Origin of the sequence: Streptomyces sp. NPDC050161 (genome assembly GCF_044460025.1) — a bacterium.
Classification (GTDB): domain Bacteria; phylum Actinomycetota; class Actinomycetes; order Streptomycetales; family Streptomycetaceae; genus Streptomyces.
In genome coordinates, this window is the sequence record NZ_JBITJM010000003.1 from 363,619 (window position 1) to 380,180 (window position 16,562).

General features: G+C 73.6%; 12 protein-coding genes. 5 read left to right on the top strand and 7 right to left on the bottom strand.

Going from position 1 to position 16,562, the window contains the following annotated elements; all coding sequences use genetic code 11:
* Nucleotides 1–131 precede the first annotated feature (131 nt).
* Nucleotides 132–1,127 carry an acetylxylan esterase gene (locus ACIBK8_RS07015; protein WP_399040565.1) on the bottom strand — a complete coding sequence of 332 codons (996 nt, stop codon included), beginning with the start codon at nt 1,125–1,127 and terminating at the stop codon, nt 132–134.
* A 137-nt stretch (nt 1,128–1,264) separates the two neighbouring features.
* Between ACIBK8_RS07015 and ACIBK8_RS07020 the strand changes: the two genes are divergently transcribed.
* The gene (locus tag ACIBK8_RS07020) at nt 1,265–2,122 is read left to right on the top strand and encodes a hypothetical protein (RefSeq protein WP_399040566.1); all 858 of its coding nucleotides are present in this window, start codon (nt 1,265–1,267) and stop codon (nt 2,120–2,122) included.
* Between the two features lie 51 nt (nt 2,123–2,173).
* Here ACIBK8_RS07020 and mmuM read toward each other — a convergent pair whose 3' ends face one another.
* Both mmuM and ACIBK8_RS07030 read right to left on the bottom strand, forming a co-directional pair.
* On the bottom strand, nt 2,174–3,094 hold the full coding sequence (gene mmuM, locus ACIBK8_RS07025; protein WP_399040567.1) for a homocysteine S-methyltransferase: 921 nt from the start codon (nt 3,092–3,094) through the stop codon (nt 2,174–2,176).
* Nucleotides 3,095–3,172: 78 nt separating this feature from the next.
* Nucleotides 3,173–4,087: a LysR family transcriptional regulator gene (locus ACIBK8_RS07030; protein ID WP_399040568.1), complete on the bottom strand. Its 915-nt coding sequence runs from the start codon at nt 4,085–4,087 to the stop codon at nt 3,173–3,175.
* 142 nt (nt 4,088–4,229) lie between these two features.
* Here ACIBK8_RS07030 and ACIBK8_RS07035 point away from each other — a divergent pair, with 142 nt between their 5' ends.
* Complete coding sequence (locus ACIBK8_RS07035) at nt 4,230–4,847, top strand: maleylpyruvate isomerase family mycothiol-dependent enzyme (RefSeq protein WP_399040569.1); 618 nt, start codon at nt 4,230–4,232, stop codon at nt 4,845–4,847.
* Nucleotides 4,848–4,873: 26 nt separating this feature from the next.
* Here ACIBK8_RS07035 and ACIBK8_RS07040 read toward each other — a convergent pair whose 3' ends face one another.
* Nucleotides 4,874–7,852: a glycoside hydrolase family 2 TIM barrel-domain containing protein gene (locus ACIBK8_RS07040; RefSeq protein WP_399040570.1), complete on the bottom strand. Its 2,979-nt coding sequence runs from the start codon at nt 7,850–7,852 to the stop codon at nt 4,874–4,876.
* 418 nt (nt 7,853–8,270) lie between these two features.
* On the opposite strand from ACIBK8_RS07040, the gene ACIBK8_RS07045 reads away from it, so the two are divergent.
* Complete coding sequence (locus ACIBK8_RS07045) at nt 8,271–9,182, top strand: LysR family transcriptional regulator (protein WP_399040571.1); 912 nt, start codon at nt 8,271–8,273, stop codon at nt 9,180–9,182.
* A gap of 93 nt (nt 9,183–9,275) precedes the next feature.
* Here the strand turns inward: ACIBK8_RS07045 and ACIBK8_RS07050 are convergent, their stop codons facing one another.
* Both ACIBK8_RS07050 and ACIBK8_RS07055 read right to left on the bottom strand, forming a co-directional pair.
* Nucleotides 9,276–10,604 carry an SWF or SNF family helicase gene (locus ACIBK8_RS07050; RefSeq protein WP_399040572.1) on the bottom strand — a complete coding sequence of 443 codons (1,329 nt, stop codon included), beginning with the start codon at nt 10,602–10,604 and terminating at the stop codon, nt 9,276–9,278.
* Complete coding sequence (locus tag ACIBK8_RS07055; protein ID WP_399040573.1) at nt 10,601–13,705, bottom strand: DEAD/DEAH box helicase; 3,105 nt, start codon at nt 13,703–13,705, stop codon at nt 10,601–10,603. Before ACIBK8_RS07055 ends, ACIBK8_RS07050 begins: the two co-directional genes overlap by 4 nt.
* A gap of 148 nt (nt 13,706–13,853) precedes the next feature.
* On the opposite strand from ACIBK8_RS07055, the gene ACIBK8_RS07060 reads away from it, so the two are divergent.
* The gene (locus ACIBK8_RS07060; RefSeq protein ID WP_393681319.1) at nt 13,854–14,036 is read left to right on the top strand and encodes a hypothetical protein; all 183 of its coding nucleotides are present in this window, start codon (nt 13,854–13,856) and stop codon (nt 14,034–14,036) included.
* Nucleotides 14,037–14,292: 256 nt separating this feature from the next.
* The gene (locus ACIBK8_RS07065) at nt 14,293–14,838 is read left to right on the top strand and encodes a DUF3995 domain-containing protein (RefSeq protein WP_399040574.1); all 546 of its coding nucleotides are present in this window, start codon (nt 14,293–14,295) and stop codon (nt 14,836–14,838) included.
* A gap of 725 nt (nt 14,839–15,563) precedes the next feature.
* On the opposite strand, the gene ACIBK8_RS07070 is transcribed toward ACIBK8_RS07065, so the two are convergent.
* Entirely contained in the window at nt 15,564–16,346 is a 783-nt protein-coding gene (locus ACIBK8_RS07070; RefSeq protein ID WP_399040575.1) for a hypothetical protein, read from the bottom strand.
* Nucleotides 16,347–16,562 lie beyond the last annotated feature (216 nt).

A 16,562-nucleotide genomic window follows, 5' to 3' on the forward strand; every position in this document is an offset into this window, starting at 1 on the left:
CTGAGGTGCGTCGGATCCGGGGCCCGGATCGGGCGGACGGCCGGACGCCGACGGCGCTTCCGGGAGGCTCCCCGGCGCGCTGCCGCATAGTAGTGCGGCCCTCCGGAAATCGCGGCGGGCCGGGACGCCGGTCAGCCGTCGGCGGCCTCCCCGGTGGCGGCCCGGCCGAACAGGCGGTGCAGGAACGCGATCTGTTCCTCCCGCTGGTGCCCGCCGCCGCCCTCGTGCCCGTTGAACCGCCACACCCGCTGCTCCTTGGCGCCCGCGTAGTGGTGGAACGCGGCGAAGCCGGTGGACGGCGGGGTGACGGCGTCCCGCAGCGCGGTGCCGAAGAGCGCGGGGGCCTGCGCGCGGGCGGCGAAGTTCAGCCCGTCGACGTGGTCGAGGGTCGCCAGGGCGTGGTCGACGCGGTCGCGCTCGCCCGCGAAGTAGCGGGCCAGTTCGCCGTACGGGCCGGCGTCGGTGAGGTCGAGTGCACGCCGGATGTCGGACAGGAACGGCACGTCGATCAGGGCGGCGGCCAGATCGGGCACCAGCCCCGCCACCGCCAGCGCGCACGCGCCGCCCTGGCTGCCGCCCGCGGCCACGATCCGGCCCGCGTCGACCGCTTCGTGGGCGCGTGCCGCCTCCACCGCGCGGACCGCGTCGGTGTAGAGCCGCCGGAAGTAGTAGGCGTCGGGATCCAGCAGACCCTGGGTCATCTTGCCGGGAACACCCGGATTCGGGGAGGCGACCGGGTCGGGGGTGTCCCCGGGCCGGTCGGGGCCGCTCTGCCCCCGGGTGTCCATCACCAGCGTCGCGTACCCGGCGCACGGCCACCGCAGCCAGTCGTGCGGACGCTGCCGGCCGCCGCCGTAGCCGAGGTACTGCACCACGCACGGAAGCGGACCGTCCGCTTGCCGTGGTGCCAGGAACCAGCCGCGGATCCGGTGACCGCCGAAGCCGGAGAACTCCACATCGGCGACGTCCAGTACGGGCAGCCCGGCGGACACCTCGGTGAAACGGGCATCGAGGGCGTGGGCGCGCGTCTCCTCCAGGGTGCGCTGCCAGAACGCGTCGAACCCGGCGGGCTCGGGCAGCGGCGGGCGGTATCCGCGCAGTTCGTCCAGGGGCAGGTCGATGAACACGGGAATCCTCCGGGCCGTAGGGTGGGAACGGACGGCTGAGGCCAACCGTGCCCAGTCGCCGGACATTTCAGCCGTTGTGTGTACCAGCTCGGTCACGGACTTTCCCAAGACCCCGCAAAGAAGCGATCATTTCTGCCATGAGCTATCCGCCGCCTCCGCCCCCGCCGCCGAACCAGCCCCCGAACGACGGCTCGGGCGGCTTCGGCCCGCCCGCAGGCGGCTACGGCACCGGCGGACCTGCGCAGGGCGGCTACGGGCAGGGCGGATACGGACAGGGCGGCTACCCGCAGGCCGGCGGCCCGCCGCCCGGTGGCTTCGGCCCGCCCGCCGGCGGCGCGGGCTACGGCCCCGGCGGACCCGCGGGCCCCGGCGGACCCGGCGGCTGGCAGCAGCCGCCAGGACCGCCCCCCGGCGGCGGCAACGGCAAGACCATCGCGGCGATCATCGGCGGCGGGGTCGTCGTGGTGGCCGCCGTGATCGTGGCCGTGGTGATGGCCAACAGCGGCAGCGACGACGACCACAACAACCGGGCGCAGCCCGCGTCGAGTTCCACCACCGAAGCCTCACCGACCGAGGACGCGACTCCCAGCGACGAGCCCTCGCCGACGACGGACCCGGCGAGCGCACTGCCCTCGCCGAGCGACGGCACCATACCGTTCTTCCGGCTCAAGGTCGGCGACTGCTACGACCTGGCCGCCGACGGCGGCGGCAACAACGACGCCGCCTCCTGCAACGGACCGCACGACGCCGAGGTCGTCGCCACCCACCAGCTCGACTCCGGCTTCACCACCAGCTCCGCCATCAAGCAGAAGGCCGCGTCCCTCTGCAAGAGCGAACTGGAGAGCAAGGCGGCCCAGCAGCCGGCGGGCACCGCCGAGGGCACCTACGTCCAGTTCCCCAACCTCAGCGGCTACAAGATCGGCATCAAGACCGTCAGTTGCAGCCTGATGGGCAACAGGACCGGCACCAAGAAGCTCAGCAAGCCGCTGAGCTGAGCCGGCCGCCCGGTGGTGGTCGCCGCCTGACACCGTCCGCGACCACCACCGTCAACGCCGCAACTGCGCCGCCAGTTCGGCGATCACCTCAGGGCCGACCCGGCAGCAGCCGCCGATCAGCCGGGCGCCGGCCGCCGCCCAGCCGGCGACCTGATCCGCGCGGAACGCCGCGGTCCCGCACCACGTCCGCGCCCGCGCGTCCCAGCGCTCCCCGCTGTTGGGGTAGACCACCACCGGCTTCCCGGTGACCCGCGCGGCCGTCTCCACCGCACGGTCCACGTCCTGCGGCGCACAGCAGTTGACACCCACCGCGATCACCTCGTCCACGTCGGCGGCCACCGCGAACGCCTCGTCCAGCGGCTGCCCGGCGCGGGTCCTGCCGCCCTCGATGCTGTACGAAAGCCAGGCCGGCGTGCCCAGGCCGCGGATCGCCCGCAGCAGCGCACGGGCCTCGTCCGCGTCCGGGACCGTCTCCAGCGCCAGCACATCCGGCCGCGCTGCCGCCAGCACCTCAAGGCGCGGCCGGTGGAAACGCTCCAGCTCCCCGACCGAGAGGCCGTAGCGACCGCGGTACTCCGAACCGTCCGCCAGCATCGCCCCGTAGGGCCCCGCCGACGCGGCCACGAACAGCGGCCCCGCCGCCCCGCCCGCCGTGGCGCGCCGCGCCGCGTCGCGCGCCAGCTCCACGCTCCGGGCCAGCAGCGCCGCCGCCTCATCGCGGCCGGTGCCGCGCCGGGCGAAGCCCTCGAACGTCGCCTGGTAGCTGGCGGTGATCGCGACCTGCGCCCCCGCCTCGTAGAAGGCGAGATGCGCGCGGACCACCGCCTCCGGATCCTCGGCGAGCAGCCGCGCCGACCACAGCGCGTCACTCAGATCGTGCCCCGCCGACTCCAACTGCTGGGACAGACCGCCGTCCAGGACCACCGGGCCCGCTGCGAGCGCATCGGCGAACGACGGGAGCGCGCTGACCATGGGACACAACCCTTCCTGCTGCGGTGCGACCGCGGATTCCGGCCTGCTCCGGATCGTACGTCCGCCGCCGCGACGGGCTCACGCCGCCGTCGGCACGAGGGCGGCCCGCAGTCGCTCCAGGAGCGACCTGGCAGCCGGGCTCGCCGGCCCGTCCGCCCGCCAGACCAGCGCGATCCGGCCACGCGGCTGCGGCTCGGTGATCCGCAGCGTCCGCAGCCCGGATTCCGCCGCCGTACCCGGAGGCAGTTCGGGGACGACGGCCACCCCCAGACCACGGGCGGCGAGCCGGACCAGCAGCAGCGGGGACGCCGCCTCGAAGGCGATCCGCGGCCGGATGCCCGCCTGCGCGCAGGCACGGTCGAGCACGCCGCGCAGCCCCGTGCCGCGCGGCAGACTGATCAGCGGCCGGCCGTCCAGGGCGGCCAGCGGGATTCCGGCCGGGCCCGCCTGCGCGACCAGCGGATCGCCGGGAGCGACCGCGACGACCAGCGCCTCGTCCACCACCATCTGGAGGGCGAGGCCGGGCGGCGGCTCCTCGTCGACGAGTCCGGCCGCGGCGATGTCCAGTTCACCGCGGCGCACCGCGGCCAGCATCCGCTCCGACGAGTCCTCCGTGAGACCGATCTCGACCTGCGGATGCCGGTCGTGGAAGTCGGCCAGGACGGACACCACATCGAATTCGTGGGTGGCCGCACCGGAGACCAGACCGATCCTGACCCGGCCGCGCAGCAGCCCGCTGAACTCGTCCACGGTCTGCCGCACCCCGTCCGCGGCGGCCAACGCGGCCCGCGCGTACGGGAGTACCGCATCGCCGGCCTCCGTCGTCGTCACCGAACGCCCCGAGCGGTCCAGCAGCGGCTGCCCCAACTCCCGCTCCAACTGCCGGATCTGGGCGCTCACCCCGGGCTGCGCCACGTGCAGGCGCGCGGCGGCACGGGTGACGTTCGCCTCCTCGACGACCGTGACGAAGTACCGCAGCTGCCGAAGCTCCATAACCAGGGATTCTAGCGACGAGAAAGATCAGGTCTTGGACCGATGGCACCGTCACCCGACACCCTTGGGACGGGGGGTACCCGGACGTCACCGCCACACCACGGGGCCTTGCCGCCGACCGCCGACGAACCAGGAGAACGCGATGGACATCCGCACGGCGATCGCCGCCGAACGCCGCGAACTGGCCGACGTACTGGACGGCCTGCCGGCCGCGGCATGGGACGCGCCGACCCTCTGCGCCGGATGGCGGGTACGCGAGGTCGCCGCCCACATGTCGCTGGGGTTCAGATACCCGCTGCCCCGGACGCTGTGGGAGATCGCCAAGGCCCGCGGCAGCCTCCACCGCATGACCGACCGCTGCGCCCGCAGGGACGCGGCCACCCACACCGCGCCGCAACTGGCCGCGTTCATCCGGGACAACGCGACGCACCCCTGGACGCCGCCGGTCGGCGGGACCGCGGCGGCACTCGGCCACGACGTCGTCCACGGACTGGACATCACCGTCCCCCTCGGCATCGACCGCCGGATACCGGAGGACCGCCTGCGGGTCCTCCTGGACGGCGTCACCCCCAAGTCCGCCGCCTTCTTCGGAGCCGGACTCGACGGCGTCCGGCTCCGCGCCGACGACCTCGACTGGTCGTTCGGCACCGGCACACTCGTGACCGGCCGTGCGCAGGACCTCCTGCTGCTCGCCTTCGGCCGCAAGCTCCCCGCGGGCCGCCTCCACGGTGAAGCCGGCGACCGCTTCCTCGCCGTCTGAACCGCGCGGTCACCGGGACCTGCGGCTCACCGCACGGTCGAGAACGTGAAGGCGAACCCGGCGGGTGCCGCCTCCAGCCGGTGCTGCGGCAGCACACCGGGACCGCACGACCGGCTGCCGATGCCGTGCTGCGCATGGTCGAGATGCAGCCACAGCAGCTCGCCAGGCGTCAGATCGGTGGTGTGCCGCGCCGCCGTCAGCTCCGCGTCGCTCCACCGCCGCGCCGTGAAGAAGAAGTCGGGCTCGCCGTCGATCCGGAGGCCCGTCCCGTCGGCCCGGGTCAGCGTGGCCCAGCGGACGTCGGGCCGCGCACCGTTCTCCTGCGGCCGGACGTACGGCGTCTGCAACGCGTCCACCGGCAGCTCCCAGCGCCCCACCCGGCAGGCCGCCCGGGTGTCCGGATAGCCCTCACCGGGCCCGCCGCCGAACCACCGCGCGAGCCCCAGACTGCCGCACACCGCCATCCGCACACCCAGCCGCGGCAGCGGAACCGGCCAGTCGCCCACCGGCTCGACGGCCACCTCAAGACGCAGCAGCCCCGCCCGCGCCGTCCAGCGGTAGACCGTGCGCAACGCGAAATCCACCCCGGCGGGCGCCACGCGGGTGCGGACCACCAGCGTGTCCCGGCCCGCATCGACCGCGTCGACGCGGTGCCGCACGCGGTCGAGACCGGCCCGCCGCCACTCGGTGGCAGGCCGCGGACCCGCCTGCCACGCCGCCGCCTCGTCGTTGTCGGTCGGCGCCCGCCACACGTCCAACTGCGGCCCGGTCAGCGCCGATCCGCCGAGCGAGACGAGCCGGCCCGTCACCGCGTCGAAGGCGCCGGGGCCGAGGACGAGCGGACCGCCGTCGGCACGCCGCACCACCGCTGCCGTCCCGGACGGGACGACGGGCGCCCGCCGGATGCCCGCAGGCAACTGCCCCCACGCGACCTCGTGCCCGGCCGCCGCCCACGCGGTGTCGTCGGCCAGCACGGCACGGACCGTCCACCACGCCTCGCCGCCCCCGCGCCCGGCGTCCGGCACGGCGGGCAACGGCACCTCGGTCTCCGCGCCCGCCGTCACCTCCGGCACGGCCAGCGTGCCCGCGCCGTACTCCTCGCCCGCCACCTCGTACGTCCAACGGAAGACGAGGGCCGAAAGATCCGCGAAATCCTGGAGGTTACGGATCCGGACGGTACGCGCCGCGCCGCCGGGCCCCTCGCCCCCGGCCTCGATCCGTACCGGCTCGACGACCTTCTTCAGCTCCGCCAGGCCGGGCGACGGCACCCGGTCGGGAAAGACGAGACCGTCGCAGACGAAGTTGCCGTCGTGCAGCTCCTCACCGAAGTCGCCGCCGTACGCGTACCAGACCTCGCCCTGCGGTGTCCGCCGCCGCAGCCCGTGGTCGATCCACTCCCAGACGAAGCCGCCCTGGCAGCGCCGGTACGTCTCGAACAGCCGCTGGTACTCGCTCAGCCCGCCAGGACCGTTGCCCATCGCGTGCGCGTACTCGCAGAGCAGGAACGGGAGTTCGCGCCGCCTGGCGTCCAGCGCGGCATCCGCCAGCGGCTCCTCCGCGCGCCGCCCGATCCGCTCGACCTCGGCGTGCTCGGCGTACATCAGCGAGTAGACGTCGGTGTCGGCACAGCTGCGGTCGCCCTCGTAGTGCAGCGGGCGGGACGGATCACGCCGCCGCATCCAGGACGCCATCGCGGACAGCCCCCGCCCGGTGCCGCACTCGTTGCCCAGCGACCACAGGATGATGCTCGGGTGGTTCTTGTCCCGCTCGACCATCCGGCGGGCCCGGTCGAGCAGCGCGGGCTCCCAGCGCGGATCGTCGACCGGATTGCCCCGCCACTCCTGCCGGCCGAAACCGTGCGTCTCCAGGTCGCACTCGTCGACGACCCACAGCCCCAGCTCGTCACAGAGTTCCAGGAACGCCGGGTGCGGCGGATAGTGGCTGGTGCGCACCGCGTTGATGTTGTGCCGCTTCATCAGCAGCAGATCGCGCCGCATCGTGCCGGGCCCCACGGCACGCCCGTCACGCGGGTGGAACTCATGGCGGTTGACGCCACGCAGCAGGATGCGACGCCCGTTGACCTTCAGCAGTCCGTCCTCGACCCGCACCGTACGGAACCCGATCCGCAGCGGAATCCGCTCGCCCGGCACCGTCAGCTCGCCGTCGTACAGCACCGGGGTCTCGGCCGTCCACGGCAGTACGGGCACGGTCGCACGCTCACCGGTCGCCAGATCGAGACCGAGCGCGGGCACCGTCACCCGGCCGCCCGGTTCGGAGGTCACACACAGCGTGCCCCGGCCGGTGAGATGGTCGAACCCGGCGTGCACGGCATGGTCGACGGCCGCGCCGTCGGGGCGGCTGTGGAGCGAGACGCCCCGGAAGATGCCCGGCAGCCACCACTGGTCCTGGTCCTCCAGGTAGCTGCCCGACGACCACTGGTGGACCCGCACCGCCAGCACATTGCCGCGCGGTCGCAGCAGCTGCCCCACCGCGAACTCGTGCGGCAGCCTGCTGCCCTTGAAATGCCCCAGCTCCTGCCCGTTGAGCCACACCCGGGCGCAGGACTCGACCCCGCCGAAGTGCAGCACGGCGGGCCCGCCCGGCCAGTCGGCGGGCAGGTCGAAGCGGCAGCGGTGGTCACCGGTCGGGTTCTCGTCCGGCACCCGGGGCGGATCGACGGGGAACGGATAGGCGGTGTTGGTGTACGCGGGCGCGCCGTGCCCCGCGAGCACCCAGTGCCCCGGAACCCGCAGCTCCGCCCAGGAGGAGTCGTCGAAATCCGGCCGGGCGAACGCGGCGTCCTCGGCGTCGGCGCGCTCCGACAGCCGGAACCGCCAGGTGCCGTCCAACGACAGCCGCGCGGCATCCGACCCCGCGTACCAGGCGCGCGGCGGCAGCACCCCCCTACCGGGGGACGGGTCCTCGAAGTACGGCAACCCGGTGCCGGGTGGCGGCTCGACGGCGTGCGATGCGGTGCGCGGCGCGTGACGTGGGATGCCGGTCACGTGTCCTCCTCGCTGCGGGTCGACGGCCTGGCGGTGGGGGATCGCCCCAGCGAACCACGGCCACGGCGCGCACCGCAGGCGGACGGGGCGGATCGGCCGGTACGGGAGAGGCAGGAAACTGCTTCCCCCGTACCGACCGGCCGGAAACGCACGAAGGGACGGCGGGCGCGCACCGCATTACCGAATATCGCGCGGAGATGGACAGGTGTTGCCGGTTCATGAACGCGTAATTCCCTCTTCATCGTGCGCCATATTCCGGCAACGGAAATTCCGCGAACCGACGAGAAGTGCGCCAATTCCGCGTGCCATTCATCGAGTTCGGGGCCGATGCCTATCGCCGAACCGGTGATAGGGTTTTCCTTGAATTACTGCCCGGCGGTCCGGTCGGGATGGTTATCGGTGCCGGAGGTGTGTTCTCGTGCGGATCGAGCAGTTGGAATACATTGCCGCCGTGACCAGGCTCGGTTCGCTGCGCAAAGCCGCGGAGGAACTGCATCTCTCGCAGCCCGCGCTGAGCGAGACCGTCCGCAATCTGGAGCGTGAACTCGGCGTCGACATTCTCGAACGCAAGCGTTCCGGCGCGAAGATCAGCGACGACGGCAGGGAACTGCTGCCGCACATCATCGGCGTCCTCGACTCGGTCGACAAGCTGCGCCGGGCGGCCGACGACCAACTGCACATCAGCCGCATGGTGCGACTGGGCACGGTCAATGCGGCCACCGTCCCGCTGCTGGTACCGACCATCCGCGAATTCCGGGCCGGTCATCCGGCGACGCAGGCCGAGGTCATCGGCGCGCAGCAGGCCGAAATACACCGCTCGCTCCTGGAAGGCAGCCTCGACCTCGGGCTCGTCAACTACCTGCGCGGCGACGACCTGCCGCCGGACGTCCACACCACCGAACTCCTGCGCGGCCGACCGGTGGTGTGCATCCGGCCGGACAACCCCCTGGCCGAGCTGAGCGAGGTAGGGATGAGCGACCTGCTGTCCCAGCCGCTGATCGTGATGCGCTCCGGCTATGTCATGCACCGCTTCGTGCACCGCCTCCTCAAGGGCCGCGAACCGTCCTTCTCCTACTCCACCGACGGCGCGGAAATGGGCAAGCTGATGGTGGCCGAGGGGCTGGGCGCCACGGTGCTGCCCGACTACAGCGTCATGGGCGACCCGCTGGAACGCAGCGGCGCGCTCACCTGCCGCCCGTTGGCCGGCGACGGCACCGAGGTCCTGATGGTGCTCCAGCGCCCGCGCTCCGCCTCCGTGCCGAAGGCCGCCCGGGACCTCCACGAGATCTTCGTACGCCGGGCCGCCGCGCACCGCGAGGCACGCGGCTGACCCCGGCGGGGCCCGCATGCCGGAACGCCCAACCGCCGTGCGGGGCACGTCCACCGCCGTGCGGGGCACGTCCACCGTCGTGCGGGGCGCGCCCTAAGCGCCGTCATCCGCCGCCGACAAGGACGCCAGCGCCGCCGCCGGATCGTCGGATGCCGGGCCGGCCGGCGCCCACCTGCCGTGTTCCTTCCGGTACGGCCACCAGCGTCCGTCCCGCCCGTACCGGATCTGGGTGTCTTCGCCGACCACCGTCCAACGGCCGCGCGCCGCCCGCAGCCGGGGCCGCGGCTCGCCCTCGTCCCAGGCGGCGGCGAGCCGGTCATCGGCACGTGCCAGCGCGTCGGGGTCCGGCACGTGATCCTCTTCCAGCACCTCCAACGCGGCGACGCCGCCCAGCCGCCAGGCCCGCACGGCCAGTGACAGCGCCCGCGCGTCGCGCCCCGAACCCGCCGCGAGCCGCGCCGCGACGGCCGCGTCCGGGCCCGCAGCCGCCAGCCGTACGGCGTCCTGCGCGGGGGACAGGGCGGGCGCGGGCGGAGTGTCCGCGTGCCAGGAGGCGAGCGCTTCCGCGAGCAGGCCCCGGGCCCGTATCGCGGTATCGGCCGTCAGGAACTCCAGGGACGGCACGTCGACGCCCGGCGCGGGCGGGGCGCCGCCGCCCAACGAGGGCGCGGGGCCCGGAACATCGACGGGCGGCGGCGGGGCGGGCAGCGGCGGCAGGATGTCGCGCGCGGCGAACACCTCGGCGGCCCGCACCCCGGCCGGTGCCGCCGCCCGCGCCCCGCCGACGCCCGGCGCAGGCTCCGCGCGGGCCGCGCTGCGCGCCTGCAATTCGTCCAGCAGCTCCCGCTCGCCGCGGCCCCGCATCAGCAGCAGGAGGAACGGATCCTCGTCCAGGAGGCGGGCCAATTGGTAGCAGAGCGCGGCGGAGTGCGCGCAGTGATCCCACGCCTCACAGCTGCACGCCGACTCCAAGTCGCCGATCCCCGGCAGCAGTTCGATGCCGGCCGCCGCCGCGTCCTCGACCAGCACCGGCGGCATGTCGCGGTCCAGCAGCGCGGCGATGTGCCCCGCCCGGTCCGCCATCACGTCCAGGAGACGGTCCCAGTCGGCGTCCCCGAGCTGTTGCAGCAGGACATCGGACCGGTGCCGGGTGTGATCACGGTCCTGGACGACGGCCGTGATCCGGCCCGGCCGCACCGACACCGCGCCGACCGCACCGGCCCGCGCGTGCCGCCTGCCGAGCTTGACCTGCGCATTGTCCAGCGCGCTGTCCTCCAGGGCCTTCAGCCAGGCCCGGCCCCACCAGGTGCGCGCGAAGGCCCCGCCGCGCACCGGCGGCAGCGCGGCGAAGGTACGTTCCGGCACCCGCGCGCCGTCGCCACCTCGTGTGCTCTCGTCTGCACGGTTCTCCGCCTCGGTCATCGCTCGCTCCCTCGCAGTGCGACCAGGTCCGCCAGTTCGGCGTCGGTGAGTTCGGTCAGCGCGGCCTCGCCGGAGCCGAGCACCGCGTCGGCGAGCTGCTGCTTACGGGCGAGCAGCCCGGCGATCCGGTCCTCGATCGTGCCCTCGGTGATCATCCGGTGTACCTGCACCGGCTGCGTCTGCCCGATCCGGTAGGCGCGGTCGGTGGCCTGAGCTTCGACGGCCGGATTCCACCACCGGTCGAAATGCACCACATGCGAGGCCCGGGTGAGATTGAGCCCCGTCCCGGCGGCCTTCAACGACAGGAGGAACACCGGCACTTCGCCGTCCTGGAACCGTCGCACCATCTCCTCGCGCCGGGCGACCGGAGTGCCGCCGTGCAACAGCTGCGTGGGCACGCCACGCGCCGCGAGATGCTGCTCCAGCAACCGCGCCATCTGCACGTACTGCGTGAACACCAGCACGCTCGCCTCCTCGGCGAGCAGCGTGTCGAGCAGCTCGTCCAGCAACTCGATCTTCCCCGAACGCCCGCCGGTCCGCGGCGCGTTGCGCCCGGTTCCTGACTCCTTCAGATACTGCGCGGGGTGATTGCAGATCTGCTTGAGCGCGGTGAGCAGCTTGACGACCAGCCCGCGCCGGGCGAAACCGTCCGCCCCCGCGATATCACCGAGCCCCTCACGCACCACCGCTTCGTACAGACCGGCCTGTTCGGCCGTCAGCGCCACCGCACGGTCGGTCTCCGTCTTCGGCGGCAGCTCAGGGGCGATGCCGGGGTCGGACTTACGGCGGCGCAACAGGAACGGCCGCACCAGCCGGGACAGCCGCTCCGCCGCGCCTGCCGCATCCGCCGACGCCGCCGTCCCGCCCTCGATGACCTGCGCGTAACGCGAACGGAAGCGGCCGAGCGGCCCGAGCAGGCCCGGCGTGGTCCAGTCCAGGACCGCCCACAGTTCGGAGAGGTTGTTCTCCACCGGAGTGCCGGTCAGCGCGACCCGGGCCCGCGCGGGGATCGCCCGCAGCGCCCGCGCGGTCGCCGAGAACGGATTCTTCACGTGCTGCGCCTCGTCGGCGACGACAAGACCCCACCCCGCCTCCGCCAGCCGCGCGGCATCCAGCCGCATGGTGCCGTACGTGGTGAGGACGAATTCGCCGTCCGCCAGGCCCGTCAGATCGCGCCGTCCGGCGTGGAACCTGCGCACCGGAGTGCCGGGTGCGAACTTCTCGATCTCCCGCTGCCAGTTGCCCATGAGGGACGTGGGACAGACGACGAGGGTGGGTCCTGCGGTCTCCGGCGTGCTCGCGCGGTGCAGGTGCAGCGCGATCAGCGTGACCGTCTTGCCGAGTCCCATGTCGTCGGCGAGGCAGCAGCCGAGACCGAGCGAGGTCATCCGGTGCAGCCAGTCGAGGCCGCGCAGCTGGTAGTCGCGCAACGTCGCGGCGAGCGCCGGGGGTTGTGCGACGGGCGTGGCACCGGCGCGTTCGGGATCCGCCAGCCGGTCCCGGAGCGCGGCGGGCCACCCGGAGGCCTCGACCGCGACCCGCCCGCCGTCGTCGGTCTCGGCGGACCCGGTCAGGGCGGCGCCCAGCGCGTCCAGCGGCGTGATCGTACGGTCCCTGCGGTCCCGTGCCGCCCGTAGCGCCTCGGGATCGACGAGCACCCACTGGTCACGCAGCCGCACCAGCGGCCGTCCGGCCTCGGCGAGCCGCTCCAGCTCCGCCCTGCCGATCTCCTGGCCGCCCACGGCGAAGCGCCAGCTGAACGAGAGCAGCGCATCGGCGGAGAGCAGCGACGGCGGACCGGACCTGGCACCGCTGCCGCTCCCGGAGCCGGCCACGTCCTCGGTACCCGCGACGTCCTCGGTTCCGCCTCCCGTGCCGTACGGGGGAGCGCCGCCGGAACCGGCAGGGCCCACCACGGCACGGCTGGTGAGACCGCGGGCCAGCTCCTTCGGCCAGTGGACCTGCACACCGGCGGCGGCCAGCGCACGTCCGGCCGGTCCCAGCAGCTCGCCGATCTCCTCGTCGGCCAGCTCGATCATGTCCGGTACGGCCGCGGAGAGCAGCGGCGCGAGCGGCGCCCAGGTACCGGCGGCCCGGCGCAGGGTGAGCAGGCTGTCCATCCGCGCCCGCGGCCCGAACGCCTCACCGGCCGCTGACACCCCGGCCCACACCTCGGCCGCGTCCGCCACCAGGGAAGGATCGGTGAGGCTGTGCACCTGGAGGACGGCGACGAAGTCCACGTCGGGGGCGGTGACCCCGGTGCCGGAAGGCGGAGGGGCGGCGGCTTCGGACGTCGCGGATGCCTCGGATGCCGCGGCAGGGCCGGTGGCTCCGGAATCCGGGCCGGGGGAAGGGGCGACAGGACCGTCCGCCCCCGCCCCGCGTACCTCCACACGCAGCGAGATCCGTACGCCCGCGTCGTGACCTGCGGCGACGTCCGCCGCCCAGGCGTGCTGCTCCGGGATGTGCTGCGGGGCGGCTGCCGCGAAGGCCGGGCCGCCGGTGGCGAGCGGGGCGGCGGGGGAGCGCGGCAGCCCGTCGGCGACCGCGTCGAGAAAGGCCCGCAGATGGCGTTCGGGTTCGGGCAGCCGCACGGGCCCCTCGCCGGGCAGCGGCGTGGCGTGCGCATACGGCGGCATGGCCGCGGCCAGCTCGCGCAGCCGCTCGACGTCGGCGGTGTCGAGCGGGCCCAGCCGCCAGGCGTCGTGATCGCCGGGGCTCAGGCCCGGGAGCAGCCGCCCCCGGGCGGCGAGCTGGAGCGCGAGCAGGACGGCCGCACCCCAGAAGACGGCGGCCGGATCGGCGGCGCCGGCGGCACGCGCGCGGGTCAGCATCGGCAGCGCCTCGGCAACGGACAGGACGACGGCCGGGACCTCGTCCACCACGACCCCGCCGTCCCCGTCCGGCAGGACGACCGTCAGACGGCCGTCGCTCTGGTTGTCGTTGCCCGGGAGGGCGCCGAGGGGAGTGCCGTCGGGGTGCCAGAACGCGACCCGGCCGGTGCGCGGCGGGTCCGACGGCAGGAACGTCGCTGCACAGCGGGCGAGATCGGTGAGGGAGGAGGGCGGAGGAACGGCTGTCGCCGAAGGGAAGTGAGGCACTGCGCCGATGGCTCCTCAAATTTGACTACTGGCGGCTGTGGCGGCCGAGGGTACAGGAAGTCACGACCGTTGAGGGAACCTCCGGAGCCGAAACGGCGTTCAATGGAATACATGAGGCGCGGCACGCGCCGTGGAAGGGGTGTGAAGGATGTCCACACGGGCGAAGGTCGCAGTCGGCGGCGTCGCGGTGGGAGTGATCCTGCTGTGGCTGCTGCCCCTTTGGGCGGCTCTTCTGGTCATGGTCGGGGTACCGGCGGTCGCCTACCTGACGCTGGACCCCTCGCAGCGACGCAGGCTGCGCCGCGCCGGCCACAAGCAACTCGGGCGCTGATCCCCCGGGACGGCCATCCCCGGGAGGCGAAATCGCCGGGCGGACGCCCTGGAGCGGGTTCCGGGGCCGGGCGGCGCTGAGGGCCGACGCGTATGCCATGGCCGCTTCGGGCAACGGTCGACGCGGCCCACCCCTGGACGACCAAGTCCGATGCGTTCGGCCACGTGTTTCGACCACATGTTGTGGCCGAACGGGCGGCTGGCGTGCGTGCGTCTCAGGACGCCCCCGCTGACGACGCTACCGACGATGGCGCGCCATGGCCGGTGGCATGCTGCTCGCCATGCATGAAGACCCGCAGGACAAGGCAGCGCCGGGGGCGTGGGGGCGTATCGCATGCGCCTGGGCGGTCGCCTTCGCCGTGCTGCATTTCTACTGGGCACTGGGCGGCAGTTGGGGCCTCAGCGTCTCGGCAGGGCCCCTGGCCGAGGAACGTCCGGGCTGGTTCGTGGCGGTGGGCTTGTGGGGTGTGGGACTGCTGTGTCTTGTCGGCGGCTCACTGGGATGGCTTCTCGCCGGACCCGGGCCTCGCGGTCCGGCAGGCCGAGTGATCACGGCCCTGGGCTGGTGTGTCTGCGCCGTGCTGCTGGCGCGCGGCATCCTCATCGAGGCGCTGCTGCTGACCGACGTTGCGGGCCAGCAGATCAACGTCAGCCCGCAACAGCGGCTGTGGACGCTGCTGTTGTGGAACCCCTGGTTCCTGGTCGGTGGCCTCGCTTTCGGTCTGGCCGCGTGGAGGTCCGGCAGGCCCGGCAGGTCCGGCAGGCTCGGCCGGGCGGAGCGCCCGAGCGGCAGCGCCGCCTGATGGTGCGCAGGGGACCGCGAACGGGGCATCCACACTCGTGACATGAACCGCCGACGAACGGGGACAGGACGCACCGCCACCCTCGCCTCTCCTCCTTCCTCCTCCCCTCCCTCCCCGTCCCGCCGTTCGGTCCGCCTCGTTGTCGTGTGACGTGCTGCCGGCGTTTTCCAGCGACTGCGTTGGGCGGTCGTCGGGGGCCGGGCGGTCGCCGGGGCCCACAACGTGCCCTGCCTCGACGACGCCATCCCTTACCGGCAGCCCATTACCCAAGGACCGGGCCATCGCCCCCGTACCGGCCGCTGTCCTGCCCCCCACCGCTGTCAGGCCGCGCAGACCGCCAACCTGTCGCTGCCCGCCGCACGGCACTTCGGCCGTGGTGCGAACGGCCGGTTGCTGTCCGACCAGTTACCGTCCGCGCCGCGCCGCGTGGTTGCCGTACGGACCCCTGCTATCGGGTTCGACCCATGCCGCTCCACCCGGCCCTGCTCCTGGGCCGGCCCCCGGACCCCTCCCCGCGTCGAAGTGGTCATTTGATCGCGCGCACCACTGTTCACCTGCATCAATGCCTCCCCGTGTGTCTTGCTCGATCGATGCAGGACAAGTCCATCACAGGGGTCTGACAATCGCCGTCGGCGAGCGCGGCAGGCAGCCCGGAGGGCCAGACGGGGCGGGCCTGAAGGTCAGATGGGGCGGGCCTGAGGGATCCGACGGGGCGGGTCTGAAGGTCAGACGGGACGGGCCGCCAACTCGTCCAACGACGTCAGCAGGGCGGGGAGTTCGGGCCCGCGGCCCACCGGGTGGACCTCGCCAGGTTCCTCGTCGAGGAGCACGAACGCGATGTCGTCGGTGCGCGCCACCATGCTCCAGCCGGGCCCGTCCACGCGCAGGGTGCGCGCCTCGCCCGCGGCGAACGAGGACCGGACCCGGCCGGGCGGCGGCGGCTCGGTCACATATCCGTGTGCCTCCGCCATGACCCGCCGCACTCCTGGATGCGGCTGCTCACCGGGGCCCACGAAGGTGACGTCGCCGTCCACCTGTTCACGCCACGCCGCCCACTGGAGCGCGATCTCGTCCGCTCCCAGGCGCCGTTGGGCGGGCCCCCATTCCGCCGCGTCCGGAGGCGTCAGCGGCGCCGGGTCTCCGGCCTCGGGTTCGGGATCGTGCGGCTCGGGGACGCCGGGAGCCGCCACGGCCAGCGCCAGCGGCCAGCCGGGCAGGGCGGCGACGATGCTGTCCTCCCCGGGCGAGAGGTCGTATTCCATCCCGCAGTCCCAGGCGGCGACCGCGCAGGCGACCAGCGACACGTCCTCCGTGGCCACGGTCCAGCGGGCGCCCTGCCCGTCCTGCCCGAGGACGAGCCCGTAGCCCTCCGCGTACGGTTCGAGGCCGAGCCCGGCGCACACCTCGGGGTAGTCGTCGCCGAGCACGCTGGGGAACTGGGCGGGTGTCAGCAGCACCGCCGTCAGCACGAACAACTGGTCGTTGTCGGCGCTCTCGGTCGTGGACACGCGAGCCTCCCCTACGTTCCGTCCGACGTTTGTCGGCGCACCCTAATTGGCTGGGTACGACCTTGTCACCAGCCGCGGTCTCGGCCCCCTGTGATTCCCCGGCCACCGCCTGCACCGTGTGCGCCGGGAATGCCGGGTCTCCTATGAGCGGCCCCGGTCTGCCCGTGGAGAAGGTCGTCCTGCCCGTGCTGCACGCCGATCCGGCCACGCCGCCCC

Coding starts and splice junctions, on each gene's coding strand:
- ACIBK8_RS07020 (WP_399040566.1), top strand. CDS start 1,265: ATGAGCTATCCGCCGCCTCCGCCCCCGCCGCCGAACCAGCCCCCGAAC.
- mmuM (WP_399040567.1), bottom strand. CDS start 3,094: ATGGTCAGCGCGCTCCCGTCGTTCGCCGATGCGCTCGCAGCGGGCCCG.
- ACIBK8_RS07030 (WP_399040568.1), bottom strand. CDS start 4,087: ATGGAGCTTCGGCAGCTGCGGTACTTCGTCACGGTCGTCGAGGAGGCG.
- ACIBK8_RS07035 (WP_399040569.1), top strand. CDS start 4,230: ATGGACATCCGCACGGCGATCGCCGCCGAACGCCGCGAACTGGCCGAC.
- ACIBK8_RS07050 (WP_399040572.1), bottom strand. CDS start 10,604: ATGACCGAGGCGGAGAACCGTGCAGACGAGAGCACACGAGGTGGCGAC.
- ACIBK8_RS07060 (WP_393681319.1), top strand. CDS start 13,854: ATGTCCACACGGGCGAAGGTCGCAGTCGGCGGCGTCGCGGTGGGAGTG.
- ACIBK8_RS07065 (WP_399040574.1), top strand. CDS start 14,293: ATGGCCGGTGGCATGCTGCTCGCCATGCATGAAGACCCGCAGGACAAG.